Source organism: Mycobacterium senriense (assembly GCF_019668465.1).
In the GTDB taxonomy this organism is placed as follows: domain Bacteria; phylum Actinomycetota; class Actinomycetes; order Mycobacteriales; family Mycobacteriaceae; genus Mycobacterium; species Mycobacterium senriense.
Genome location: NZ_AP024828.1, coordinates 4,986,385 through 5,011,777, shown reverse-complemented (window position 1 = coordinate 5,011,777; position 25,393 = coordinate 4,986,385). Strand labels below are relative to the sequence as shown.

Sequence of the window (25,393 nt, the reverse complement as noted above, 5' to 3'; positions counted from 1 at the left end):
ATCAGGGCAACGGTGCGCCGCACTGCAGCGCACCATTGTTGGGATCGTTGTTACCGGCCGTCGGTCTCACCATTTGGTCGGTCTGGGTGAAAACGTTGTCGTCGGCGTCGATTTCGCAGTGCACGTTGGCCGCGTAGGGAAAGCGCAGCACAATCCGCAGGCCGGCCTGCGCCGGGTCGGGAAGCACGGTGTTGGCCTCGAATACGTTGCCGGGCATGGAAGGAAGCCCGGTCGTGCTCGTCTGGCCGCCGTTGGTCACGAACGTGGCCTGGCTACCGGTCGTCAAAGCGTCGATCCTCGCCCGATAGGTGATGTTGTGCAGATCCGCTCGTGCGATTGAGGGACTCAGCTGGGCGCCGGCGGCGATGACCGTCAGCGCGGCGATCGGCAGCCACCTGCGGGGTTGGGAGGTCATAGCAGCTGAGATTACGCCCAACGTCGCCCGGCCCACCAGGCTGTTCGGTGCAGCCCCTAGGGCTGGCAATGGGGACACCAGAACGACATCCGGCCGCCGATCCGGCCGTGGCGAAGGGCGCTGCCGCAGCGCGGGCAGTGCGGGTCTGGATCGTCGCGTGCCCCGGTGAGCCAGCGCGGGAGGCCGGGCACCCGGCCGTGGCGCACCGCCGTGTGCAGCACCTGCGTCATGGCGCGATGCAAGTCCTTGACGGTTCCGTCGTCCAACTCCGCAATCGCAACGGTGGGCCGTATCCTGGCCCGCCAGCAGATTTCGTCGACGAGCAGATTGCCGAGGCCCGCGATCACCGACTGGTCCATCAGTGTCGGTTTCAGCCGGCCGCGTCGCCCGGCAATCACGTCGCGAAACTCTCGCAGACCCATGCCCAGCGCGTCGGGCCCCTGCGAACCCAGCACGTCCGCCAGGTCGTCCTCGTCGTCGGTCAGCCACACCCCGCGCAGCTTGCGCAGGTCGGCGTAGCGCAGTTCACCCTTGTCGAGCGACACCACCAGGCGCTCATACTTTTCCGGCTCGGCGCCCGCTTCGGCGTAGTACGGGTGTCCGGTCATGCCACTGTGGATCAGGAGCGCCGGGCCATCGGTCGGCAGTACCAGCCATTTGCCGTGCCGGCGCGGGGCGCGGAAACGGTGCCCGGCCAGGCGCCGGGCGAGCGCGGCGGCGGAGGTGTTGCGCAGGATTCCGGGGTCAAGGACATCAACGTGTTCAATCCGGCGGCGGGGCAAGGTTTTAGCAAGCTCGCGCCGGAATCCTTCGACATCCGGCAGTTCAGGCACACTACGACCCGCGCCAGCTCAGCGCCATGCCGTGGTGCGCCAGCCACCGCGACAGGTCATAGCCGTTGCAGGCCAACCCATCGACGGCGACCACGGCGCGTCGCACTGCCTGCTCCGCGGCCTCGGGAGTCAGCAATCCGTGCCGGACGGCATCCAGCAACTCGTCGACGTCGGTGAGCTCGGCGCTGGCGCCGGTGCGGACCTCGATGTCCAGGTAGTGGTCCTCGGAATGCCACACGGTGGGCCCGGGTGAGTATTCGCCCACATCCAGGTAGTAATCGTGGTCGCGTTCATGCCCGGGATTGAAGTGAAACACGGTGGCGCGCAAGCCCAACGACGGCAGCAGCCACGACTCGAGGTAATGGAACTGGGCGCGACCGGGAGTAGGGCGGGCGACGTAGAGGCCCCACGGGTGCACCGCGTACTCGTCAACGGTCCGCACGATCCCCTTGGGATCGGTGTTCGTGCGGGCCGGGAGGTCGAACGTCTCGTGCTTCGGCGGGTGAATGATGTCACCCTACCGCCGCCGGGCGATTCCTTAACGGCGCAACCGGATCTTCCACCGCACGAACCCGGCGTAGAAGAGCGACAATGCGGCCAGCATGCCCATGTCCAGCAGCCAGATCTTGGACGTGTGTTGCCAGAACCGGTCTTGGGACAGCAGCGATTCGGGCACCAGGTGGCGCAGGTCCACCGTCGACGACGCCGCGGCGTAGCCCCAGCGCGCCGGCATCGCCCACGACAGCTGGTTCAAACCGAGCCGGCCGGTCACCGGGACCATCCCGCCGCACAGCACCAGCTGCGCCATCACCGTCACCACGAACAGCGGCATGATCTGCTCGCTGGACCGAACCAGCGACGAAATCGCCAGGCCCAGAATGGCCGAGGCGACGCACGTCGCCGCCACAGTGGCGAACAGTTCGACGGTGGCCCCGACGGTCGAGTGGCCGAACAGCACCGCGCCGCGCGTCGGGGCGCTCTTGCCGATCACCACGATCGCGGTCACGATCGCCGACTGCAGTATCGCGAACCCGCAGAACACCGCGCTCTTGGCGAGCAGGTAGGCCGTGGTCGACAACCCGACCGCCTGCTCGCGCTGGAAGATGGCGCGCTCGCCGACCAGGTCGCGAATTGTCAAGGCGGTACCCATGAATGCCGCGGCCGGCATCAGCAGGGCAAGTATCTGCGCGGCCTCGTCGGGCGTCCCCGCGTTGGGTGCCGGGACATGAAATCCGTTGCTGCCCGGGACCGTCAGCGACAGCGAGCCGAGGATGAACGGCAGCAGCGCCAGAAAGACGAAGTAGGCGCGGTCGGCGATCACCAGGCGGACCTGGCGGCGGGCGATCGTCGAGATCTGGCGCCGCACGCTGGTGTGCACCGGTTCGCCGAGACTGCTCGGCTCGTCGGTCTTGTCCGGCAGGTACTTCTGCGGCCGCTTCTGCGCCTCCTTCTGTTCCAGGAAACGGCGGTTGGCCTCGTCGGGGTCGGCGCCGACCTGCGTGAAGATCTTCGCCCAGTTGGTGGTGCCCATCGCCCCGCCGATCTGGTCGGGCGCGCCGCAGTAGGCCGTCTTGCCGCCGGGCGCCATCAGCAACACCTGGTCGCAGACGTCCAGGTAGGACAGCGAGTGCGTCACCACCAGCACGACACGGCCGGCGTCGGCCAGCTGGCGCAGCATCGTCATCACCTGCAGGTCCAGCGCGGGATCCAGGCCGGAGGTGGGCTCGTCGAGGATCAGCAACGACGGCCCGGTCAGCAATTCGAGCGCCACCGAGGCGCGTTTGCGTTGCCCGCCGGACAGCTTCTCGACGCGGGTATCGGCGTGCTTGGTCAGGTCGAGCTCCTCGAGCACCTGGGCGACCACCTTGGCGCGGTCCGCTTTGCTGGTGTCGGGCGGCAGCCGCAGCTCGGCCGCGTAGCCCAACGCCTGGTTGATGGTCAACTGGCGATGCACCACGTCGTCCTGCGGGACGATGCCGATCCTGCTGCGCAGCGACGCGTAGTCGGCGTGAATGTTGTGGCCCTCGAACGTCACTGAGCCCGACGTCGGGATGGTGTAGCCGGCGATGAGCCGGGCTAGTGTGCTCTTCCCGGCGCCCGAACCGCCGATCACGGCGGTCAGCGTGCCGGGGCGCGCGGTCAGCGAGATGTCGTCCAACAGTTGTTTGCCGTTGTCGACGACGTACTTGACGTCGCGCACTTCCAAACCGCCGGTGCGGGTGGCGGCGCCGCCGTGTTCGGTCAGGGTGCCGTCGCGGAACACCAGGTCGACGTTGCCGATGGTGACGATGTCGTCCTCGGACAGGATGGCCGACCCGATCCGGGTGCCGTTCACGAACGTTCCGTTGACGCTGTTGTCCCGGATCTCGGTGCCCAGTTGGGTGGGCACCAGGGTCGCGTGCTGACGCGACGCCAGGACGTCGGAGACGACGATGTCGTTCTCGGCGGCCCGGCCGATCGTCATGGCGCCGGCCGTGCCGGCGGCCGAGGACGCGCGCGGCGAGAGCAATTTCACAAAACGCGTCGCCAGGTTCGACACGTCGGCCGTCTTGGCGTCGATGACGGTGAATTCCGCTGCGGGCGTGGGGGATGGCTGCGACGGTGCGGCGGTTTCGCCCGCGATCGGCGGCGTGACCTGCAACCTTGCCGGCGAGCCGGGGTCGATCACGGTGAGTTGGTCGGGCGGTGTGCCACGCGGCGCCGGTGGCGCAGGCACGCGGGGTGGCGGCGCCTGACGGGGCGGCGGTGTCGCCGGTTGTCGCGGCGGCGCGTTCGGCGGTCTGGCCGGCTGCCGCGGTTGCACGGGGCGCGACGGCGCCCCCTGCGGACCGCCACGCGCCGGGCTCCGGCCCGGGCCGCCCGGCCGGGCCTGCGGGGGCAGCGGCGGGTGGGTCGGGTTCGTTTGCTCAGCAACCGCGGACCAGGGCAGGGTCGGCGGCCCGGAATCGTGGCTCGGCCGGGTGCGCGGCGGATGCCCGGCATGACCCTGCTGAGGTCCGATCGCGAAGGTCAGGCGCGGTCCCTGCGGGTTTCCGACGTGAATGCTCTGGCCGTCGTGAATGTCGACCACCGGCATCCGGTAGCCGTTGAGGTAGGTCCCGTTCAGCGAGCCGTTATCGATTGCCAGCCACCGGCCTTGGTCGAACCGCAGGATCAGATGCGCGCGGGAGATCCGCGGATCGGCGATGCGCACGTCGGCCTGAACGTCGCGCCCGACGACCACCTCGTGGCCGGCCGCGAAGGATCGTTGGGACCCGTCGTGCCGAATTGTCAGGATGGGCGGAGCGGGTCGAGTCACTACTCAAGTATCGGCCCGTTTCGGCAGTGCGCTCTATTGGACCCAGCTGTGACTTCGCTTTGTTTCGATTCGGCCTCTCATAGCCCTTTCATAGCCTGCTGCGACGAATCGCCTACGGCGGTGCGGCATTATTCGAACCGGAGGGGAAAGCTCGATTGTGTCCGCGCGCCGAGCACAGCGTTGTGCCGGCAGCTGGCGAGACGGAGTAGAGGGCCCAATCGCTATGCGCGTGCCCTGGTGTGCGATCCGCATCACAGTGCGGTGACACCGGGGCGGTGCCGGGAAACGAGGGGGCAATGCTGTGACGAACGAACACAGGGGAACTACCCGGCGCATCGGCGCCGGGCGACGGCTGCTGAGCAACCCGCGGCAAGCCCGTGAGGCATTGCGTGCGGGTTTTCACTCGTTGCCCGCCATGCCCATCGGGCAGATGTTCCGCCGGATACCCCCCGTCGATTCCGCGCCGAACGCGGAACCCGTGGTGGCGCAACAGCCCAGCGACTCGTCGGGGTCGCGACTTGCGGTCGGTAACGGGGCGTCGTTCGCCGGCTACACGATTCTGCGGCAGCTGGGCGCGGGTGGCATGGCCGAGGTGTATCTCGCGCTGCACCCCAGGCTGCCCCGCCGTGACGTGATCAAGGTCCTGGCCGAGGCGGTGACAGCCGACCCGGAGTTTCGCGAAAGGTTCAACCGGGAGGCCGATCTCGCGGCGACGCTGTGGCATCCGCACATCGTCGGTGTGCACGACCGGGGCGAATTCAACGGGCATCTGTGGATTTCGATGGACTACGTCGAGGGCACCGACGCCTCGCGGCTGGTCAAGGAGAACTACGCCGACGGCATGCCGATCCACGAGGTGTGCGCCATCGTGCAGGCGGTCGCGGGCGCGCTGGATTACGCCCACGACCGTGGCCTGCTGCACCGCGACGTCAAGCCGGCCAACATCCTGCTCACCCATCCCGATGAGGGGGAGCGCCGAATCCTGTTGGCGGACTTCGGCGTCGCGCGTCACCTGGGCGACATCAGCGGGATCACCGAAACCAACGTCGCGGTCGGAACCGTGGCATACGCCGCGCCCGAGCAGCTGACGGGTTCCCCGATCGACGGCCGGGCGGACCAATACGCTTTGGCCGCAACGGCTTTCCACCTGCTGACCGGGGCGCCGCCGTTCCAGCACTCCAACCCGATCGCGGTGATCAGTCAGCACCTGCACGAGGACCCGCCCCGGCTCAGCGATTTCCGCCCCGATCTGGCCGAGCTCGACGAGGTGTTCTTCCGCGCCCTCGCCAAGCGACCCGAGGACCGGTTCGAGCGCTGCCGCGCGTTCGCCGCCGCCCTCAGCGAGCCGGCCGGCGGTGCCTCCGAGGTCGGCCCCGACGCCCAGCCGCGCGCCGCCGTGTCTACACCGCATCGCCGGCGCGGGCCCGCCGGCGCCGTGGCCGGGCTGGGTCACCGGTTTTCGGCGAAGACCAGGTGGTCGACCGCGCTGGTGTGTGCGGTGCTCATCGCCGTCGCGGCGACCTGGTCACTGCTCTACTCGTTTCAGCCCGACACGCCGCCGAGCAACCCCGCACTCGCATCGAGGCCGTCCGCCCCGGCCGCCAGCGCCGCCCCCACCGCGGGCGGCCCGGTGCTGAACGGGACCTACAAGCTGGACTACGACCAGACCAAGCGCACCACCAACGGCATCTCGATCCGGCACGACGGGGCCGCCACCAGCTGGTGGGCATTCCGGTCGGCGTGCACCACCAATGGATGCGCGGCCACCGGGATCCAGCTGGACGATGCCACCCACCAGGTGGCGAACACCACCGACGGGGGACAGGCCGACACCCTGCGCTTCGTCGGGGGCTACTGGCAGGGCGCCCCCGCGCAGCAGAGGGTGGGCTGCACTCAGCCCAATGGCCAGGTCCGGGCCACCCAGCAGGAAACCATCGCCTGGTCCCTGGCGCCCCAGACCGACGGCACGCTGCGCGGCACGATGACCGAGACCGTGCTGAGCAACGAGTGCGGCGCCCAGGGGGCGGTGGTGCGGGTGCCGGTGGTCGCCGCCCGGACCGGCGACGTGCCCGCGAAGGTGGCGTTGGGCGACCCCACCCAGGTCATCAACACCTCGACCACCGCGTCCGCGCCGGCGCCGCCGGTGCTCGGCGGGCTGTGCAGCGACGTCGGCAAGGTCGCCTACGACCCGACCAACAACGAGCAGATCGTCTGCGAGGGCAGCAGCTGGGCCAAGGCGCCGATCACGATGGGCGTGCACGCCGCCGGCAGCTCATGCGACCGGCCGGGCACGTCGGTGTTCGCCATGAGCACCTCGAGCGACGGCTACCTGCTGCAGTGCGATCCGGTCACCCGGACGTGGACGCGCCCGGCGGGCTAGCCTCCCGGTCGGTGGGCCTGCGGGTCCGGGTCTTCGGGTACCAATAGGTGAGTCTCGAATCCGCTAGCGCATCCGCTAGCACGTTTGGGAAAGGCATTGTCCTTCCCGACAGGTACGCGTGTTTCAAGGATTTGATTTCACATAGTCGACCGATAAGCAATCGAGACGGGACCCTGGTCTACGAAGTGCCGATCAATCGTGTCCATTGCACCCGAGGGCCAGTAGGAATCCCAGATTGTGAGGACACTGGTGAGAGCCTGACGATGAGAATCGTGGTGAATATCAACGAAGGGCGCGCCGGGACCCCTGACGGGGGTCAGAAGGGAGTGATCTCGATGTATCCGCTCGCAGGGGGTAGTGGCGTAGTCGAAGTGTAACCGGGTTGGACGCTATGCCCGCCGTGGGTGAACAAAAATGTGCCGATCAACTGACGCCGACGACGCGCAAATTCGCTTTGCCGCCGACGTGTTGCGAAACCTTCTGCGCCACATCGAATCTGAGAACAACAGAGCGGATAAACCGTTTCTGGTCTCACATGCGTGGACCGACGGACCAATCATGTATGTCGTGTACACGGCACCGCCATCGGACCGAACTTGGGGACTCGTTCGCGACACCAGAGAGTCAGTCATCGACCCTGGCCCATGGCCAGATTTGCACGAGGCGGTGCAGTACTACTACTTGGTCGATTTCCAGGAAAACCAACCGTCTTCGTCCTTCCGCCGACCGGGCGAGCCGGACACCATCTGGTGGTTCGGCTTTCCTCGCAACGAGCTCCCGGACCGCATATCGGATATCCCTGACAAGTACCGGCACACGCCGTCGCCTGAAGCGCCTTCGTTGAAGCACGGCGAAGACCAAGAGCAACGTGTGACGGAGCCTCGGCTGTACGGAAATCCGCTATGAGCATCCGCTTTACCCAGAAACGGCTATAGGCGGTCGCACTGCTCCCGAGATCGTCCAGTTGATGAGCGAACGTTCAAAAGTGGACGCGCCCGGCGGGCTAGCCTCCCGGTCGGTGGGCCTGCGGGTCCGGGTCTTCGGGTACCAATAGGTGAGTCTCGAATCCGCTAGCGCATCCGCTAGCACGTTTGGGAACCACCTTGTCCTTCCCTACAGGTACGCGTGTGGCGGATGTGGCTTGGCGCGGGTACTGACCTGGGCGGACCAGCTCCGCGGCACTTGTCGGTGATCGGTTCTACCCTGGTGGCATGGCATTCGCCACGGAGCATCCCGTAGTAGCGCATTCGGAGTATCGCGCTGTCGACGACGTCGTGCGCGTCGGCGGCGACTTCGAGGTGGTCAGCCCGCACGATCCCGCCGGCGATCAGCCGGCCGCCATCCAGGAGCTGGAACGCCGGATCAGGGCGGGGGAGCGCGACGTCGTGCTGCTGGGCGCCACCGGTACCGGGAAGTCGGCCACCACCGCGTGGTTGATCGAGCGGCTGCAACGGCCCACCCTGGTGATGGCGCCCAACAAGACGCTGGCCGCCCAGCTGGCCAATGAGCTGCGAGAGATGTTGCCGCACAACGCGGTTGAATACTTCGTCTCGTACTATGACTACTACCAGCCCGAGGCGTACATCGCCCAGACCGACACCTACATCGAGAAGGACAGCTCGATCAACGACGACGTGGAGCGGCTACGGCACTCCGCGACGTCCTCGCTGCTGTCGCGCCGCGACGTGGTCGTGGTGGCGTCGGTGTCGTGCATCTACGGCCTGGGCACGCCGCAGTCCTACCTGGACCGCTCGGTCGAGGTCCGGGTGGGCGCCGAGGTGCCGCGGGATGCGCTGCTGCGGCTGCTGGTCGACGTCCAGTACACCCGCAACGACCTGTCGTTCACCCGTGGCTCGTTCCGGGTGCGCGGCGACACCGTGGAGATCATCCCGTCCTACGAAGAGCTTGCGGTGCGTATCGAGTTCTTCGGCGACGAGGTCGAGGCGCTGTATTACCTACACCCGCTGACCGGCGACGTGATCCGCCAGGTGGACTCGCTGCGAATCTTCCCGGCCACCCACTACGTGGCCGGGCCCGAGCGGATGGCCCACGCGATCTCCACGATCGAAGCGGAGCTGGCCGAGCGGCTGGCCGAGCTGGAGGGCCAGGGCAAGCTGCTCGAGGCGCAGCGGTTGCGGATGCGCACCAATTACGACATCGAGATGATGCGTCAGGTCGGGTTCTGCTCGGGCATCGAGAACTACTCCCGGCACATCGACGGCCGGGGCCCGGGCTCGCCGCCAGCGACCCTGCTGGACTACTTCCCGGAAGACTTTTTGCTGGTCATCGACGAATCCCACGTCACCGTCCCACAGGTCGGGGGCATGTACGAGGGCGACATGTCGCGCAAACGCAACCTGGTCGAATACGGGTTCCGGCTGCCGTCGGCCTGCGACAACCGACCGCTGACCTGGGAGGAGTTCGCCGACCGGATCGGGCAGACGGTGTACCTGTCGGCCACCCCCGGCCCCTACGAACTCAGCCAGTCCGGTGGCGAATTCGTCGAGCAGGTGATCCGGCCCACCGGCCTGGTGGACCCCAAAGTGGTGGTCAAGCCGACCAAGGGGCAGATCGACGACCTGATCGGCGAGATCCGGAAACGCACCGAGGTTGATCAGCGGGTGCTGGTCACGACGCTGACCAAGAAGATGGCCGAGGACCTCACCGACTACCTGCTCGAGATGGGCATTCGGGTGCGCTATCTGCACTCGGAGGTCGACACGCTGCGCCGGGTGGAGTTGCTGCGGCAGCTGCGGCTGGGCGAATATGACGTGCTGGTCGGCATCAACCTGCTTCGCGAGGGCCTGGACCTTCCCGAAGTGTCTCTGGTGGCAATCCTGGACGCGGACAAAGAGGGCTTCCTGCGGTCATCGCGGAGCCTCATTCAAACCATCGGCCGCGCGGCCCGCAACGTCTCCGGTGAGGTGCACATGTACGCCGACACCATCACGGATTCGATGAAGGAGGCCATCGACGAGACCGAACGGCGCCGGGCGAAGCAGGTCGCGTACAACGAGGAACACGGCATCGACCCGCAGCCGCTGCGCAAGAAGATCGCCGACATCCTCGACCAGGTCTACCGGGAGGCGGACGACAGCGAGACGGTGGAGATCGGCGGGTCTGGGCGCAATGCGTCCCGCGGCCGGCGCGCCCAGGGTGAGCCGGGGCGCGCGGTCAGCGCGGGGCTGTTCGAGGGCCGCGATACGGCCAGCATGCCGCGCGCTGAGCTGGCCGACCTGATCAAGGACCTCACCGCCCAGATGATGGCCGCGGCTCGTGACTTGCAGTTCGAGCTGGCGGCGCGATTCCGCGACGAGATCGCCGACCTCAAGAAGGAACTGCGTGGGATGGACGCCGCCGGCCTGAAATGAGTTTGCTGGCAACCGATCTCCGGCTCTTATCTCCCCGCGACCCCATACGGTAGAGGGGTGACCGACGCGGCGACTATCACCGGCGGCTGGCGTGAGCTGCTGGGCGCGAGGTACCTGAGAACTTCCATCCTGCTGGCCGGCGGGGTGGCGCTCTACGCCACAAATGAGTTCCTGACCACCAGCTTATTGCCCAACACCATCGCCGAAATCGGCGGCAGCCGGCTCTACGCGTGGGTGACGACGCTGTACCTCGTGGGGTCGGTGGTCGCGGCGACGATGGTCAATCCGATGCTGCTGCGCATCGGGGCGCGGTCGTCATATCTGATGAGTCTCGCCGTGTTCGGCATCGCCAGCCTAATTTGCGCTGCCGCACCAACCATGCATGTTTTGATTGCTGGGCGGGCCATGCAGGGGATCGCCGGCGGCTTGCTGGCCGGACTGGGCTACGCGGTCATCAACTCCGCCCTGCCCCGCTGGTTGTGGACGAGGGGCTCGGCCCTGGTGTCGGCGATGTGGGGGGTCGCGACCGTCGTCGGCCCCACCACGGGTGGCCTGTTCGCGCAGCTCGGGATCTGGCGATGGGCTTTCGTCGCAATGGCCATCCTGACCTTGCTGATGGCCCTGCTGGTGCCGGTCGCGCTGGCCCGCGTCAACCCGACGAACGGCCTGGCCAGGATGAAGGTCCCGGTGTGGTCGCTGCTGATCATCGGGGTGGCGGCGCTGGCCGTCAGCGTCGCGCAGGTCCCGCGCAACACCGCCGCGACGTATGGGCTGCTCGCGGCGGGCATCGGCCTGGTCGGCGTCTTCGTGATCGTCGACTGGCGGATGCACGCGGCCATCTTGCCGCCCAGCGTGTTCTCGTCCGGCCCGCTGAAGTGGATCTACCTCACCATGGGCGTGCTGATGGGCGCGGCGATGGTGAACACCTACGTGCCGCTGTTCGGACAGCGGCTGGCCCACTTGACGCCGATCGCGGCCGGATTCCTGGGAGCGGCGCTGGCGCTGGGCTGGACGGTGAGCGAGATCGTCAGCGCATCGCTGGAGAACCCGCGGACGGTCGGGCGGGTGGTCATGCTGGCGCCGATGGTGGCCGCGTCGGGCCTGGCGCTGGGCGCCGTCGCCCGACACGGCGACGGCTCGGCCTGGACCGCCGCGCTGTGGGCGGTGGCCCTGCTGGTCGCCGGCGTCGGGATCGGGATGGCCTGGCCGCACCTGTCGGCCCGCGCGATGGCCTCCGTTGCGGACCCGGCCGAAGGCGGCGCCGCTTCCGCGGCGATCAACACCGTCCAGCTGACCTCCGCCGCGATCGGTGCCGGCTTGGCCGGTGTCGTCGTCAACACCGCCACCGGCGGCGAGGAGATGGCGGCGCACATGCTGTTCACGGTGTTCACCGCGTTGAGCGCGGCCGGCGTGGCGGTGTCCTACGCCGCGACGCGGTCCACCCGGCAAGCCGAGCCGGTCGCCACCGGGGGCTGAGCCCGGGCGCACAGCATGCCCCGGCCCTTCACCCGGTCGGTGAAGCGCAAATCACCGCGTGGACTTGACAACCTGCGAGTAGTGGAACTGCCACCGCTCGACAATGTGGAAGCCGAGGTAGCCCGGGAACCGGTACGCCGGGGCGCGCCCGAATGCGCTTCCGGGCGGTAGCGATTGCCCGGCCTGATGGTCGGGCAGCGAGTTGTCTTTATTGGTGATGGTCCAGATCGCCGGGCATTTATTGATTTTGGCCGTCGTCAGCCACACGGCGACGTGCCCGTCCCACAACGATCCGACCTTGGGGCCGTACAAGCCGCGCTCCACGTCGATCAACGACCGGAAAGCCGCCGGACGGGTGGCCAGCAGCGCACGAATCGGCCCTGGCTTCCATGGCACGGTGTTGTCCACCATCAGACAGTCACCGGGGGCGGCGTGGGAGCTGATCAGATCGGCGACCTCGCTGTAGTCCCACCCCTCTTTGGCATACGGCCAGCGTTGGACGAACAGGTAATTCGGTACCGCGGCAATGGCGAACAGCAGCACCCCGCCGGCGATGGGCCAGGGCCGGCGCGCGACGGTGACAAGGCAGACGGCCAGCACGACGGCCATCGCGGGGGCGGTGAAGATCAGGTAGCGCGGGTAGTAGATCGGTTCACTGACGGCCGAATAGATGACGACCAGGGCGGTGGGAATCACCATCCACGCCGTGGCGATGAGCAACAACCGGCGCAAATCGCCGGCCGGGGCCGGCACGCCCGCCAACCGTGTCGCGGCCGCCGCGACGATCAGGACCGCGCTCGCGACGGCGAAGGCCACGCTGTGGTCGAAGTACTGGCGCAGGATGATGTCGAACGCGTAGTGCCAGCTGACCGGGTAGATCCAGTTGACCTGCCAAACCTGGTTGTGTGCGAACACCAAAAACGGCGTCATGACCGCCACCGCCACGGCCGACGCGGCGGCCCACCAGAGCGCCGGAGACCTGCGCGCACCTTTGGGTGCCAGCAGCGGCAGCATCGCGCCGTACACCGGCACCAACAGCACCAGGTTGAGGTTGAGCAGTATCGACAGCATCAGTCCCAGCGCGTACCAAACCCACCCGCGCGGCCTGTTGCGCCGGACGGTGACGACGAACAACACGGTCACCCATGCGGCCGCGGCGGCCACGAAGGCGTACGGCCGCGCTTCCATTCCGGCCCACGTGGTGCGCGGCAGGATCGCGAACATCGCCCCCGCGCACACCGCCGCGGGCCGCGTCGAGAACTGCCTGGTGAACACCGTGACGCCGGCGGCGGCGGCTCCGATCGCCAGGGAACTGGGGAAACGCGACCAGAATTCGGTAGGCGGGAACACCGCGAACCAACCGTGCATCAGCAGGTAATACGCGCCATGGACGGCGTCGATGTGACCCAGCAACCGCCACAGCTCCGGCAAAGTCCGGCTGGCCGACGCCGATATCGTCGCCCCCTCGTCGAACCAGAGCGAAGGCCGGCAGGCCCAGGCGGCGCTGACAGCGGTGGCGAACAGGGCGATTGCCCACGGATCGAGCAATCCGCCGCGCGCACACCCGGACGCGGGCTCGGCGCCAAAATCCCCTGCACGGGGCTCGACGGTGGGCTCGAGGGTCGGCATGGACATGATGCTTGTTACTGTAAGGCGCCGTTGATGGAACGGGTCACAAACGGCGTCCGGCGCATTCGCACTTCGTGTTCACTTCGGCGAAAAGCGGCGTAATGCAATGCCTTCCACGTTGGCCGCGTGCATTCGATTGTTTTGTCATTGGCAATATTGTCCGTTGCCTCAGCCAGCGCCCGCAAATTGCGCACGCGCCACGCCACGCGGTGTCGTTAATCTGCCTCCTGCGCATCGAGCAAACGCGCTACTGTCTTGGGTTGGCTGACCAACCGAAACTGGGAGGGTAAATGGGCGCCTATCGGACTGTGGTGGTAGGAACCGATGGCTCGGATTCGTCGATGCGCGCGGTGGAGAAGGCGGCGCAGATCGCGGGAGGGGACGCCAAGCTGATCGTGGCGTCGGCGTACCTGCCCCAACACGAGGACGCCCGGGCCGCCGACGTCCTGCGGGACGAAAGCTACAAGGTTTCGGGCACCGCCCCGATTTACGCGATCCTGCGTGACGCCAAGGACCGCGCCCACGCCGCCGGTGCACAGAACATCGACGAGCGACCCATCGTCGGGGCGCCGGTCGACGCGCTGGTGCACCTCGCCGAGGAGGAGCAGGCCGATCTGCTCGTGGTCGGCAACGTCGGCTTGAGCACGATCGCCGGCCGGCTGCTGGGATCGGTGCCGGCCAACGTCTCGCGTCGGGCCAAGACCGACGTGTTGATCGTGCACACCACGACGTAGCCGCGCGCTACCAGCCCCGCTCGCGCCATTCGCTCAGGTGCGGGCGCTCGGCGCCCAACGCCGTGTCGTCGCCATGGCCGGGGTAGATGATCGTGGAGTCGTCATACACGTCGAACACCCGGGTGCTGACGTCCTCGATCAGCTGGGTGAAATCGCCCGGCTGCCACGTCTTCCCGACGCCGCCCGGAAACAGGCAGTCGCCGGTGAACAACTGGGCGACCCCGCCGGTCGCGGGCCCGTCCAGGGCCAGCGCTATCGAGCCCGGGGTGTGCCCGCGCAGGTGGATGACGTCGAACGTCAGGTCGCCGATCTGCACGGTATCGCCGTTGTCCAGCAAACGGTCCGGTTTGACTGGCAGCGGTTCCGCGTCGATCTCGTTGGCGGCGGTCGGCGCCCCGGTGGCGGCCGCCACCGCCTCCAGCGCCTGCCAGTGATCGAAGTGCTGGTGGCTGGTCACGATCAGCGACACCTTCGGCGCGTACTGCCGGATCAGGTCGATCAGCACGTCCGCGTCGTTGGCGGCGTCGATCAGCAGTGTTTCGCCGGTAGCGGAACAAGTAATCAGATATGCGTTGTTGTCCATGGGGCCGACCGAGACCTTTAGGATCATGGCGCCGGGTAGGGTCCGGCGGGCCGCGGTACCGGGGTCAACGTGTCCGGTGTAGTTGTCGTCCACTGCAGTCATGTGCGCCACTCCTTGGTCCCGACTTCAGCCACGTTACTGGTCGCACGTTGCTTGTCGGTATGGGCACATAGCATGGAATGCGCCGCGCGCAATTCCGGCTCGGATTCCGCAGCGCGGCTACGAGAAGTCGCCAGATAGTTCCTGAGAGGGGCAGCGTTGGCTGACCGTCTGATCGTCAAGGGCGCCCGCGAGCACAACCTGCGCGGCGTCGATCTCGACCTGCCCCGCGACGCGCTGATCGTCTTCACCGGGCTGTCGGGTTCGGGCAAATCGTCGCTGGCCTTCGACACGATCTTCGCCGAAGGGCAGCGCCGTTACGTGGAGTCGCTGTCCGCCTATGCCCGTCAGTTCCTGGGCCAGATGGACAAGCCGGACGTCGACTTCATCGAGGGCCTGTCCCCGGCGGTGTCCATCGACCAGAAATCGACCAACCGCAACCCGCGTTCCACCGTCGGCACCATCACCGAGGTGTACGACTACCTGCGGCTGCTCTACGCGCGGGCCGGCACGCCGCACTGCCCGATCTGTGGCGAGCGGATCGCCCGCCAGACCCCGCAGCAAATCGTCGATCAGGTGCTGGCGATGCCGGAGGGAACCCGGTTTTTGGTGCTCGCCCCGGTGGTGCGCACCCGCAAGGGTGAGTTCGCCGACCTGTTCGAGAAGCTGAACGCCCAGGGCTACAGCCGGGTGCGGGTCGACGGTGTCGTGCACCCGCTGACCGATCCGCCGAAGCTGAAGAAGCAGGAGAAGCACGACATCGAGGTGGTGGTGGACCGCCTGACCGTCAAGGCGTCGGCCAAACAGCGGCTCACCGATTCGGTGGAAACCGCGCTGAACCTGGCCGACGGCATCGTGGTGCTCGAGTTCGTCGACCACGAACACGACGCGCACAACCGGGAGCAGCGGTTCTCCGAGAAGCTGGCCTGTCCCAACGGGCACGCGCTGGCGGTCGACGACCTGGAACCGCGGTCGTTCTCGTTCAACTCGCCCTACGGCGCCTGCCCGGAGTGCAGCGGCCTGGGCATCCGCAAGGAGGTCGACCCCGACCTGGTGGTGCCGGACCCCGAGCGCACCCTGGCCGAGGGCGCGGTGGCGCCGTGGTCGGCGGGCCACACCGCGGAGTACTTCACCCGGATGATGGCCGGGCTGGGCGACGAGATGGGCTTCGACGTCGACACCCCGTGGCGCAAGCTGCCGGCCAAGGCCCGCAAGGCCATTCTCGAGGGCTCCGATCACCAGGTGCACGTGCGGTACCGCAACCGATACGGGCGGACCCGGTCCTACTACGCCGACTTCGAGGGCGTGCTGGCCTTCCTGCAGCGCAAGATGGCCCAGACCGAGTCCGAGCAGATGAAGGAACGCTACGAAGGCTTCATGCGGGACGTGCCCTGCCCGGAGTGTGACGGAACGCGGCTCAAGCCAGAGATTCTGGCCGTCACGCTGGCCGCGGGGGACCGGGGCGCGAAGTCCATCGCCGAAGTCTGCGATTTGTCGATCTCGGACTGCGCGGACTTTCTGAACGGACTCACCCTCGGCGTCCGAGAGAAGGCGATCGCCGGGCAGGTGCTCAAGGAAATCCAGTCGCGGCTGGGCTTTTTGCTCGACGTGGGGCTGGAGTACCTGTCGCTGTCCCGCGCCGCGGCAACGCTGTCCGGCGGTGAGGCACAACGGATTCGGCTGGCCACCCAGATCGGGTCCGGTTTGGTCGGCGTGCTCTACGTGCTCGACGAGCCGTCCATCGGGCTGCATCAGCGCGACAACCGCCGGCTCATCGAAACCCTCACGCGGCTAAGGGGTTTGGGTAACACGCTGATCGTCGTCGAGCATGACGAGGACACCATCGCGCACGCAGACTGGATTGTCGACATCGGCCCGCGGGCCGGTGAGCACGGGGGCGAGATCGTGCACAGCGGCACCTACAGCGAGCTGCTGGCGAACAAGGATTCGATCACCGGCGCCTACCTGTCGGGCAGGGAACGCATCGAGATGCCGGCGAAGCGGCGCGCGATAGACCGCAAGCGTCAGCTGACCGTCGTCGGCGCCCGCGAGCACAATTTGCGTGGCATCGACGTCTGTTTCCCGCTCGGCGTCCTCACCTCGGTGACCGGTGTGTCCGGATCCGGCAAATCGACGCTGGTGAACGACATCCTGGCCGCGGTGCTGGCCAACCGGCTCAACGGCGCCCGGCAGGTCCCCGGCCGGCACACCCGGGTCACCGGGCTTGATCACCTGGACAAGCTGGTGCGGGTGGACCAGTCACCGATCGGTCGCACGCCGCGATCCAACCCGGCCACCTACACCGGGGTATTCGACAAGATCCGCACCCTGTTCGCCGCCACCACCGAGGCCAAAGTCCGTGGCTATCAACCGGGCCGGTTCTCGTTCAACGTCAAGGGCGGCCGCTGCGAGGCGTGCACCGGCGACGGCACCATCAAGATCGAGATGAACTTCCTGCCCGACGTGTATGTGCCGTGTGAGGTCTGCCACGGCGCCCGCTACAACCGGGAAACCCTGGAGGTGCACTACAAGGGCAAGACCATCTCCGAGGTGCTGGATATGTCCATCGAGGAGGCGGCGGAGTTCTTCGAGCCGATCACCGGCATCCACCGCTACCTGCGCACCCTGGTCGACGTGGGGCTGGGATACGTGCGGCTCGGCCAGCCCGCGCCGACGCTGTCCGGCGGCGAGGCGCAGCGGGTCAAACTGGCCGCGGAACTGCAGAAGCGCTCGACCGGACGCACGGTGTACATCCTCGACGAACCCACCACGGGCCTGCATTTCGACGACATCCGCAAGCTGCTGAAGGTCATCAACGGCCTTGTCGACAAGGGCAACACGGTCATCGTCATCGAGCACAACCTGGACGTGATCAAGACCTCGGACTGGATCATCGACATGGGGCCGGAAGGCGGCGCCGAGGGCGGAACCGTTGTCGCGGAAGGCACTCCGGAGGACGTCGCCGCGGTGCCGGAGAGCTACACCGGGAAGTTCCTCGCCGAGGTGATCGGCCGCAGCCCGGCGCCATCCAGCGCTCCGCGGCGATCGAACCGCCGCCGCAAGGTCACCGCCTGAGCCCGGTCATCCCTGATCGGGCCGCATCGATTGCCGGATCTGGGTCAGCCGCTCGGCCGCGGCACGCCGGCGTTCGTCGTATTGTTCGTCAACCGAGCGGCCTTCGGGTGACTCCGCGTCGAGTTCCGCGGCGCCTTGCGCGGTCGCGTACCGGGCCTCGATCTGGTCGCGCACCGACTCGAAGGTCGGCACACCGGTGTCGTCGTACTCGGGTGCGGGCCCCGTCGGGCCGGGCGTGACTGGTTCGTCGGGCATGCCGTCACGGTACTGCGACGACGGATCGTGATGCCGCGTCGCAATCTGATGCGGCAGCGTCAATATCGCGTCACGGCACTACGGTGAGTCCGACGGCCAAAACAAATGCGCCGCAAGGACCGCTTCGTGGACCCACTGCCCTTCGCGCTGCAGTCGAATTCGCCTGTTTATGTCACAATTCCATTGGTTAATTTGTCGCGAGTCAATTAACAAACGATTCAGAGCCGTTCAAAAAATTACTCGTTAGTAACGGCGAATAGGCGGAGGTCACGTATGGAAGCGATGCAAATCACGAAGCTCGGGATTGACGGTCCGTGCTCGGAATCGGGGTTTGGTTGGCGCGATCATGCGACGGGGTGCTGGGTCACCGCGGCGACGCCGGCCGCGGAGCCCGATCTGTGGGATGAGTACCTAGATGGCGCGCTGAACAGCTATCGCCGGCACGGGCTGGACTGGGTGCTCGACCTCGACCAGGTGCAGGATGGAGCCGACACATCCTTGTTTTTTGCTGCGCTCGACCCAGACGGGCGAGTCGTCGGAGGTACGCGCGTTGTCGGGCCTTTGCGCTCGCCGGAGGACTCCCACGCTCTCGAGGAATGGAACGGCAACCCAGGTCTTCCGTTGCTGCGCCATATGATCTCCAACCGGCTTCCGTTTGGCGTCGTGGAGGTGAAAGGCGCGTGGACCAATTCTCGCGAATATGGCAACCGCGCGCTGTCCACCGTGCTGGCCCGCACCGCGCTGCCGATGATGACTTTGCTGGGTGTTCAGTTCGTGATGGCCACCGCGGCGGCTCACGTGCTGGAGCAGTGGCAGTCCTCCGGGGGCGTTGTGGCCAACCGCGTACCGGCGACGGCCTATCCCACGGAGGACTACCGGACCAAGGTGATGTGGTGGGATCGTCGCACCCTTTCCACACATGCCGAGCCGGCACAATTCAAGCTGATGTGCGCCGAGAACGCCGAAATCCTCAGCCGCATCTCGGCGTAGCAGAAATCAAAGTGTTCTAGGGTCGACTCGTGTCCATCGCTGAGCCCGCGCGCGACGTTGCAGCGCTGCCGTTGGCCCCGAAAAACCCGCTTCCGTATCGGGACCGACTGAAGGCCATCAGGGAATTCCATACCGGCACCAACAAACTCCGCGATGCCGGCGGGCCTGTCACTCGGGTTACCTTGGGGCCGAAGTGGCTGATCCCGCCGATCGTTTTGGCGACGTCACCACAAGGTATCCGCGACATCGTCAGTGTGAGAGACGGTTCGGTCGACAAGACCAGCACGGTGTCCACCGAGCTTCGTCGGCTGCTTGGCGGAAACCTGTTCGTCTTGCCTCACTCGGAGTGGTTGCCGCGCCGACGCACCCTTCAACCGGTGTTCACCCGCCAGCGGGTCCGCCAGTTCGGTGGGCACATGGCCGAGGCCGCGGAGATCGTGCGTGCCCAGTGGCGCGACGGCGCCGAGATCGATCTGGACGCGCAATGCCGCACGCTGACGTTGCGGGCACTGGGTCGCTCGGTATTAGGTTTGGATCTCGACGAGCGCTCCGATGCGATCGCCGAGCCGCTGCGCGTGGCGACGAGTTACGCGGTACGGCGCGCGCTGCGGCCGGTGCGCGCACCGGAGTGGATGCCCACACCGGCGCGTCGGCGTGCCCGCGCTGCGGCCGCGGCGATTCGCAGGCTGGCCGACGAGATTTTGCAAGCGTGTCGTGCCGACCCCGAGCGGGAGGCTCCGCTGGTACACGCGCTAATCGCCGCCACCGATCCAGAGACCGGGCTATCGTTGTCGGACAACGAGATCCGCGACGAAATGATCATTTTTTTGTTCGCCGGCCACGACACGACGGCGACGACTCTGACCTACGCGCTGTGGGCGCTGGGTCGCCACCCGGACTTCCAGCAGCGCGTCGCGGCCGAAGCCGCCCGCCTACCAAATCGCCAACTCACTCCCGACGACGTTGCGCGGCTGGGCTTTACCGTCCGTGTACTTCAGGAGGCGCTGCGGCTGTGCCCACCGGGCCCGACCGGAACCCGAATGGCGACGCGCGATGTAGAAGTCGCCGGCTACCGCGTCAAAGCCGGCACCATGCTGGCGTTCGGAAGGATGGCGGTACAAACCGACCCGGGCCTGTGGGACGATACGCTGCGATTCGATCCGGACCGGTTCAGTCCCGAGCGCGCTGACGGTCGCGACCGTTGGCAGTACGTTCCGTTCGGGGGCGGGCCGCGCTCGTGTATCGGGGACCACTTCGCGATGCTGGAAGCCACCCTCGCGTTGGCGACCATCGTGCGCCGAGTCGAAATCGAGTCTCTTTCCGAAGAATTCCCGCTGGCCGTGCCCTTCACAATGGTCGCGGCGGCTCCGATCAGGGCCAAGATACGACTACGTCAGTAACTTTTCCGTTGCCTAAGTCCTGACGCGGTGCCGCACCTGCCGGCGGGGTGGGGACCGGCAAGTTGTCGCGAATGCCATGATTGCGGCTATGGCTTCTCGACACATGCGATTTCGGTTCTTCTATCGGGTTGGCTTCACGCCGTGGGAGGGCCATCCGATCGGGCAGGGTCTGCGAGATCTGGTCGAGGGAAGCGCGGAGACCCCGGCATTGCGCCAGGGATCGGCTCTCGACGTGGGATGCGGCACCGGGGATTGCGCCATCTACCTTGCTCAGCAGGGCTGGAGGGTCACCGGGGTTGACTACGTCGCAAAGCCGCTCGACAAGGCGCGGACCAAGGCCGGCGCCGCCAAGGTTCCGGTCAATTTTGTCCGTGCTGACGTCACCCAGTTGAGTCAATCCGGAATCGGTACGGGCTTTGACTTGATCGTCGATAACGGGTGCATCCACAACATGAGTGGCGCCGATCGTGAGGCCTACGTCCGGGAGATCACCGCCGTGGCGGCGCCCGATACGCGGCTATTCATTGTCGCGTTCCCTCCCGGTGGCCGGTTCGGGGTGCCGGGCATTGATCACGCCGAGATCGAACGACGATTCGCTCCCGGCTGGAAACTGCTGACCACCGGCAACGAGCGGGAACTCGACGACAAGACCGCGACGTATTACTACCTGTTTCAACGCCGCCCTTGACCGCCGGTCAGCAAAGGGTTGTCGCTTCGTGCGGGTCTACAACGAGTTGCCTATTCCAGAAGACCCCGTGTCGGAGAAGTTAATCGGGACGACGCGTTTGATCAAGAGCGACTCCATCGCCGCGTTGTCCAGCGGGCGGGACAGCAGAAAGCCTTGTGCGCGATGGCAACCGAGGCTGAGCAGCGTCTTGGCTGCGGCCACGGTTTCGACCCCTTCGGCGACGACCTCGAGCCCGAAGGCCTCGGCCAGGGCCATCGTCGAGCGCACGATCGCCAGATCACCGGCGTTGGTATCGAGACTGCGGACAAACCCCTTGTCGATCTTAAGTGCGTCGACGGGCAGAGATTTCAGATACGTCAGCACACTGTATCCGGTGCCGAAGTCATCGATGGCGATCTGTACGCCGATATCCTTCAATCCGAACAATGTTTTGCGTGTGGCGTCGATATCTTGAACCACAACACTTTCGGTGATCTCCAGACATACGGTGCTGGGATCGAGACTAAACTCGTCGAGGGTGGCTGCGACGGCAGCGACAATACCATCTGTGACAAGCTGCACCGGCGATACGTTGACACGTAGCACCGTGCCATGTCCGACGCCGCGTGATTGCCAGAGCCCAAACTGCGCACACGCGGAACGCATTACGAGACGGCCGAGTTTGGCACCGAGGTTGATCGATTCCACGACCTGAATGAACGAATCGGGCATCAATAACCCCAGAGTCGGATGTTGCCAACGGATTAGCGCCTCGGTACCGAGGATGGCGCCGGTATTCATGTCGAACTCCGGCAAGTAGTGGAGCACTAAGGTCCCGATACCGCTATCGATCGTTCCGTCCAGGTGCAATTCGATGTCGTTGCGGATCATGTCTGTCGTAGACATCTCCGGACTGAAGGTTGCGAGTTTGTTGCCGCCGGAACCCTTAGCTGACCGGGTGGCCTGGTCGACTCGACGCAGTAGGTCCGACGTGCTCTCGTGTCCGGGTAGGCCGGCTGCGACGCCGATACTGACGGTACGACTGAGCATCTCGCCGTCGATTGAGACTTGTCCGTGAACCTGGTTGTGCAGCGACCGACCGAATGCTTCGGCAGCCTCGACGTCCATGGGCACGGTCGGCACGACGACAAACTCGTCACCGCCGAAACGCGCAATGACCGTGGGGACGGCATCGGTGGCCTCGCGCAGCAGCGCGGCGAAGGCCACGATGAACCGGTCGCCGGCGTCTTGGCCGAGGCGGTCATTGATGACTTTGAAGCGGTCGAGTGAGACGAACACTACTGAGACCGGACCCGGCTGTCCCTCGGCCAGCCGCTTGTCGAGGTAGGCGATGAGCGCCCTGCGGTTCAGCAACCCAGTGAGTTCGTCGTGCTCAGCCAGGTAGTGGATCTGCTCTTCGGCGACGACCCGGGCCTGCAATTGGGCGAAGAGCGCGGCGATCGCCTGCACCGCGTTGAGCTCTTCGGGCAGCCATTCGCGGTCTCCGACCTTGCCGAAGGCCAGCGTGCCGGTCGTTACATCGCCAGACAGCAGCGGCACGGCGGCCAGGGAGACGGTGCCCCACCCGGTGCCCTCGTCGATATTGCGTTGATAGTCGGCATTCGCCGGCGCGGGACGCACGACTTGCGGCACTTTGAGGTGCTCGGCCTGGGCGAAGACGGAGTCGGCGTCGGAGAAATAGATGACGCCGATCGGGTCGGGGTCGGCGTTGCGTGGCGGCCACTCGGCGACGAGCACCGTGGCGTGGATCGTGTGATCGTTGTGGCGCAGGAAGCTAAAGTCCACAGCCAATTCGCGGACCAAGTCGCCGAGCACTCGTTGACTAATCGCGGCAGAGTTAGCCGCGGTGGCTGCCATCAACTCTGCGGCGGCCGCGGTGACCAAATAATCTAGCGTGCCCGACATTGCCCTTACCGTAGCTTCAAGTCGTGGGCTGCGCCGACATTGCGTACTGGGTCATGGGTCTGCGCGCCAAACAGACTCCGAATCCATAAGTGGTGCATCAGCAGGGGACCGCTCAACGAAGCACCCGTCCGCGGTCAAAATTGCGGCGGCTTGGTACCGATGCCGGTGGACCGGCAGTGAACCGGAGTACCAGCACCGCGGAATGTTCGGAAGGTATGCCTGCCAAACTTCGGAAGTCGCGCTGCAATTGCTTTAGCTCATTCGCGAATTGGGTTGACAGCTCGCCGAATTCGGTTTGGTTGTGGGCGTACAGGAAGACCGGCGAGACCGGCTGCACGGAAAGCCCTTGCCGCTGCGCAATGATCCAGACCAACTCAACAGCCGCTCCTCCCCTGGCGTAGTCGCGAAGGTCCTGTCCCGGTACGGAGACCGCGGCCAGCGCAGAACTGGCTAATACCCGGTCCCGGGCGTCTTCACCGAGGGCGCTGCCGGCGTTCCATTGGGCCAAATGGGTCATGACGTCGGTGCGGCGCAGGATATCGAGCATCGCCAGATCTCCGGTGTCGAGTTCCAGACTGCGCACGTCGATGCCGGTGTCGGGGTCGGCATCACCGGGCCAGCGCAGTTCGGAGACCATCTCTTTGTGCAGCTGCGGCGTCAGGTAGCGGGTGCGGTCGGACGCGGCAAGAATTGTTGCCGCATGCGCGATGTCGTCTCTGTCGGTGATGAGGTGTAAATGCGCGCCTTCCCGTTTCGCCGCGGCGCGCAGCGCCTCGATAGTGGCGGCGCCGATCGGCCGGGGGCTGCCATGGTGGCGGTTGGTTTCGCGCTCGAGCATCGGTTGATAGAGATCGGCAAGGTCGGGGTCGGTGCCGTCGCTCAATTTCAGTGTGGCGCGCAGCGGCGATCCGTTGCCAATTTCGGTGAGGCTGACGGGGCCCAGAACGTGGTGAGCCGCGGCGGCGATCCTGGCGTTCAAGAGGGCAGCCCCCACTGCGACAGCGCTGCCCCGGAATCCGACGTCCATTGTCGACGTGTGTTGCGCGGCAATATCGATGGTGATCTCGGTAGGTCCGGCTTGGACACACCAGGGCTGAACGTTTCCCCCGGAAGGTGCGCGGATCGCCGCGGCGGCGACGACTCCGGCGATCCCGGGTAGTTCCGGTGGCTCGGGATGGTCTACCGGCGCGGGGTGGTGCCTGGCCATGTCGGGGTCACGGAGTTGGTCGAGCGCCCAGCCGATGTCGATGCGAGTACGGCCCGAGCGAAGCTCTTCGCCGAGCCCAATTCTGCGCACGCCCTCGGCCAACGCCGACGCCCCCAGCACGACATCCGAGGCCACCTGCGGCCAGGTCGACACCGTGCGGTCGATCTCTAACAATGAGGCAGCCGTCCGGGGTGAAAGACGTTCGGCCTCAAGGTGACGCAGGATGTGGGGGACCTTCTCGCGGCTGCTCATGCCGGGCAATAATCCGATGTCGAGGTCGCCGAGCAGACCATGCAGAATCGGTCGGTGAGGCTGTTGATCGAAACGCTCCACATCGATCAGGCCGCGATCGCTGGTCGCCATCAACACCGGAATGCGACGGCTGCGGGCGCCTTCCCGCAAGACCGCCTTCATATCCAGTGAATCGCATTCTTCGATGACGATGTCGAGCCCGTCCAAAAATGCGTCGACGGTATCGAAGGTCAGTCCGGCGTCAAACACCTCCACCGGTAGGTACGGGTCGAGCTCGGCGATCCTGCGCGCCGCCACGCAAGCTTTATTGACGCCAAGGTCGAACACGCTGGCAGGCACCCGATTCAGGTTCGATAGCTCGAGATGATCAAAGTCAGCCAGCCGAAGGCGGCCACACAATCCCTGGGCCGCCACGGTGTGCGCGATGACGTGGCCGACGCTGAGACCGGCAACGCCGACGCGCAGTGCGCTCAGCCGGTCCTGTTCCGCCGGAGTTATGTTATTGCGATTGCGGTCCAGGCGTACAGCGCGATATCCGCGCGGGCCCAGCACCGCCACAACCGCGCGCCGCCACGGGTAGTAGGCCCAGCGGCCGGGCTCTGTCAGAAGCTCAGGATGCGGGCTGGGCCGCAGGCTACGCAGGTTGGCTGTCTGTGCATCGAGCCGGTCGATGAACTCCACGCTGGGATCGGCGTGTAATCGCCGCAACACCAACTCGCCGTGCGCCTCAGCAGCGTCGAGAATCTCCGCGGTGTAGGCGATTACGCCGGGCTCATCCATGGTGCTATGTGTATAGCACCTGG

18 protein-coding genes are annotated in these 25,393 nt (G+C 66.3%); 9 read left to right on the top strand and 9 right to left on the bottom strand.

The window, feature by feature from the left end; all coding sequences use genetic code 11:
- Position 1 precedes the first annotated feature (1 nt).
- From MTY59_RS23310 to MTY59_RS23295, 4 genes are all read right to left on the bottom strand, one after another.
- Positions 2 to 415, bottom strand: coding sequence for a hypothetical protein (locus MTY59_RS23310; protein WP_221043249.1), 414 nt, complete (start codon positions 413 to 415; stop codon positions 2 to 4).
- Between the two features lie 56 nt (positions 416 to 471).
- Positions 472 to 1,248 (bottom strand): Fpg/Nei family DNA glycosylase, encoded by a 777-nt coding sequence (locus tag MTY59_RS23305; RefSeq protein ID WP_221043248.1) that lies wholly within the window; start codon positions 1,246 to 1,248, stop codon positions 472 to 474.
- 1 nt (position 1,249) lies between these two features.
- A complete protein-coding gene (locus MTY59_RS23300) occupies positions 1,250 to 1,690 on the bottom strand; it encodes a ribonuclease FAU-1 family protein (RefSeq protein WP_221043247.1) in 441 nt (146 codons plus the stop codon).
- 96 nt (positions 1,691 to 1,786) lie between these two features.
- Positions 1,787 to 4,546 (bottom strand): ATP-binding cassette domain-containing protein, encoded by a 2,760-nt coding sequence (locus MTY59_RS23295; protein WP_221043246.1) that lies wholly within the window; start codon positions 4,544 to 4,546, stop codon positions 1,787 to 1,789.
- Positions 4,547 to 4,961: 415 nt separating this feature from the next.
- Here MTY59_RS23295 and MTY59_RS23290 point away from each other — a divergent pair, with 415 nt between their 5' ends.
- The 4 genes from MTY59_RS23290 (at position 4,962) to MTY59_RS23275 (ending at position 11,773) form a co-directional block, all read left to right on the top strand.
- Positions 4,962 to 6,926, top strand: a complete 1,965-nt coding sequence (locus tag MTY59_RS23290) for a serine/threonine-protein kinase (RefSeq protein WP_250160901.1) — start codon at positions 4,962 to 4,964, stop codon at positions 6,924 to 6,926.
- 414 nt (positions 6,927 to 7,340) lie between these two features.
- Positions 7,341 to 7,832, top strand: a complete 492-nt coding sequence (locus MTY59_RS23285) for a hypothetical protein (protein ID WP_221043244.1) — start codon at positions 7,341 to 7,343, stop codon at positions 7,830 to 7,832.
- Positions 7,833 to 8,137: 305 nt separating this feature from the next.
- Positions 8,138 to 10,297: an excinuclease ABC subunit UvrB gene (uvrB, locus tag MTY59_RS23280; protein ID WP_221043243.1), complete on the top strand. Its 2,160-nt coding sequence runs from the start codon at positions 8,138 to 8,140 to the stop codon at positions 10,295 to 10,297.
- A gap of 57 nt (positions 10,298 to 10,354) precedes the next feature.
- Positions 10,355 to 11,773, top strand: a complete 1,419-nt coding sequence (locus tag MTY59_RS23275) for an MFS transporter (RefSeq protein ID WP_221043242.1) — start codon at positions 10,355 to 10,357, stop codon at positions 11,771 to 11,773.
- A gap of 51 nt (positions 11,774 to 11,824) precedes the next feature.
- Here the strand turns inward: MTY59_RS23275 and MTY59_RS23270 are convergent, their stop codons facing one another.
- The gene (locus MTY59_RS23270; protein ID WP_221043241.1) at positions 11,825 to 13,408 is read right to left on the bottom strand and encodes a mannosyltransferase; all 1,584 of its coding nucleotides are present in this window, start codon (positions 13,406 to 13,408) and stop codon (positions 11,825 to 11,827) included.
- A gap of 284 nt (positions 13,409 to 13,692) precedes the next feature.
- Between MTY59_RS23270 and MTY59_RS23265 the strand changes: the two genes are divergently transcribed.
- Complete coding sequence (locus MTY59_RS23265) at positions 13,693 to 14,136, top strand: universal stress protein (protein ID WP_221043240.1); 444 nt, start codon at positions 13,693 to 13,695, stop codon at positions 14,134 to 14,136.
- Positions 14,137 to 14,143: 7 nt separating this feature from the next.
- Here the strand turns inward: MTY59_RS23265 and MTY59_RS23260 are convergent, their stop codons facing one another.
- Positions 14,144 to 14,821, bottom strand: coding sequence for an MBL fold metallo-hydrolase (locus MTY59_RS23260; RefSeq protein ID WP_221043239.1), 678 nt, complete (start codon positions 14,819 to 14,821; stop codon positions 14,144 to 14,146).
- Positions 14,822 to 14,977: 156 nt separating this feature from the next.
- Between MTY59_RS23260 and uvrA the strand changes: the two genes are divergently transcribed.
- Entirely contained in the window at positions 14,978 to 17,893 is a 2,916-nt protein-coding gene (gene uvrA, locus MTY59_RS23255) for an excinuclease ABC subunit UvrA (RefSeq protein ID WP_221043238.1), read from the top strand.
- Positions 17,894 to 17,899: 6 nt separating this feature from the next.
- Here uvrA and MTY59_RS23250 read toward each other — a convergent pair whose 3' ends face one another.
- Complete coding sequence (locus tag MTY59_RS23250) at positions 17,900 to 18,148, bottom strand: PspA/IM30 family protein (protein WP_221043237.1); 249 nt, start codon at positions 18,146 to 18,148, stop codon at positions 17,900 to 17,902.
- A 273-nt stretch (positions 18,149 to 18,421) separates the two neighbouring features.
- Between MTY59_RS23250 and MTY59_RS23245 the strand changes: the two genes are divergently transcribed.
- The 3 genes from MTY59_RS23245 (at position 18,422) to MTY59_RS23235 (ending at position 21,226) form a co-directional block, all read left to right on the top strand.
- On the top strand, positions 18,422 to 19,138 hold the full coding sequence (locus MTY59_RS23245; protein WP_221043236.1) for a hypothetical protein: 717 nt from the start codon (positions 18,422 to 18,424) through the stop codon (positions 19,136 to 19,138).
- Positions 19,139 to 19,167: 29 nt separating this feature from the next.
- Entirely contained in the window at positions 19,168 to 20,538 is a 1,371-nt protein-coding gene (locus MTY59_RS23240; RefSeq protein ID WP_221043235.1) for a cytochrome P450, read from the top strand.
- An 88-nt stretch (positions 20,539 to 20,626) separates the two neighbouring features.
- Positions 20,627 to 21,226 (top strand): class I SAM-dependent methyltransferase, encoded by a 600-nt coding sequence (locus MTY59_RS23235; protein WP_221043234.1) that lies wholly within the window; start codon positions 20,627 to 20,629, stop codon positions 21,224 to 21,226.
- 36 nt (positions 21,227 to 21,262) lie between these two features.
- On the opposite strand, the gene MTY59_RS23230 is transcribed toward MTY59_RS23235, so the two are convergent.
- Together MTY59_RS23230 and MTY59_RS23225 are read right to left on the bottom strand one after the other, a co-directional pair.
- The gene (locus MTY59_RS23230) at positions 21,263 to 23,131 is read right to left on the bottom strand and encodes a putative bifunctional diguanylate cyclase/phosphodiesterase (protein WP_221043233.1); all 1,869 of its coding nucleotides are present in this window, start codon (positions 23,129 to 23,131) and stop codon (positions 21,263 to 21,265) included.
- Positions 23,132 to 23,243: 112 nt separating this feature from the next.
- The gene (locus MTY59_RS23225) at positions 23,244 to 25,370 is read right to left on the bottom strand and encodes an Rv1355c family protein (protein ID WP_221043232.1); all 2,127 of its coding nucleotides are present in this window, start codon (positions 25,368 to 25,370) and stop codon (positions 23,244 to 23,246) included.
- Positions 25,371 to 25,393 lie beyond the last annotated feature (23 nt).

Excerpts from the sequence above, each read along its gene's own strand:
- MTY59_RS23310 (WP_221043249.1), bottom strand. The coding sequence starts at position 415 with ATGACCTCCCAACCCCGCAGGTGGCTGCCGATCGCCGCGCTGACGGTC.
- MTY59_RS23290 (WP_250160901.1), top strand. The coding sequence starts at position 4,962 with ATGCCCATCGGGCAGATGTTCCGCCGGATACCCCCCGTCGATTCCGCG.
- MTY59_RS23225 (WP_221043232.1), bottom strand. The coding sequence starts at position 25,370 with ATGGATGAGCCCGGCGTAATCGCCTACACCGCGGAGATTCTCGACGCT.
- MTY59_RS23260 (WP_221043239.1), bottom strand. The coding sequence starts at position 14,821 with ATGACTGCAGTGGACGACAACTACACCGGACACGTTGACCCCGGTACC.
- uvrB (WP_221043243.1), top strand. The coding sequence starts at position 8,138 with ATGGCATTCGCCACGGAGCATCCCGTAGTAGCGCATTCGGAGTATCGC.
- MTY59_RS23245 (WP_221043236.1), top strand. The coding sequence starts at position 18,422 with ATGGAAGCGATGCAAATCACGAAGCTCGGGATTGACGGTCCGTGCTCG.
- MTY59_RS23235 (WP_221043234.1), top strand. The coding sequence starts at position 20,627 with ATGGCTTCTCGACACATGCGATTTCGGTTCTTCTATCGGGTTGGCTTC.
- MTY59_RS23230 (WP_221043233.1), bottom strand. The coding sequence starts at position 23,131 with ATGTCGGGCACGCTAGATTATTTGGTCACCGCGGCCGCCGCAGAGTTG.
- MTY59_RS23285 (WP_221043244.1), top strand. The coding sequence starts at position 7,341 with ATGTGCCGATCAACTGACGCCGACGACGCGCAAATTCGCTTTGCCGCC.
- MTY59_RS23265 (WP_221043240.1), top strand. The coding sequence starts at position 13,693 with ATGGGCGCCTATCGGACTGTGGTGGTAGGAACCGATGGCTCGGATTCG.
- MTY59_RS23250 (WP_221043237.1), bottom strand. The coding sequence starts at position 18,148 with ATGCCCGACGAACCAGTCACGCCCGGCCCGACGGGGCCCGCACCCGAG.
- MTY59_RS23270 (WP_221043241.1), bottom strand. The coding sequence starts at position 13,408 with ATGTCCATGCCGACCCTCGAGCCCACCGTCGAGCCCCGTGCAGGGGAT.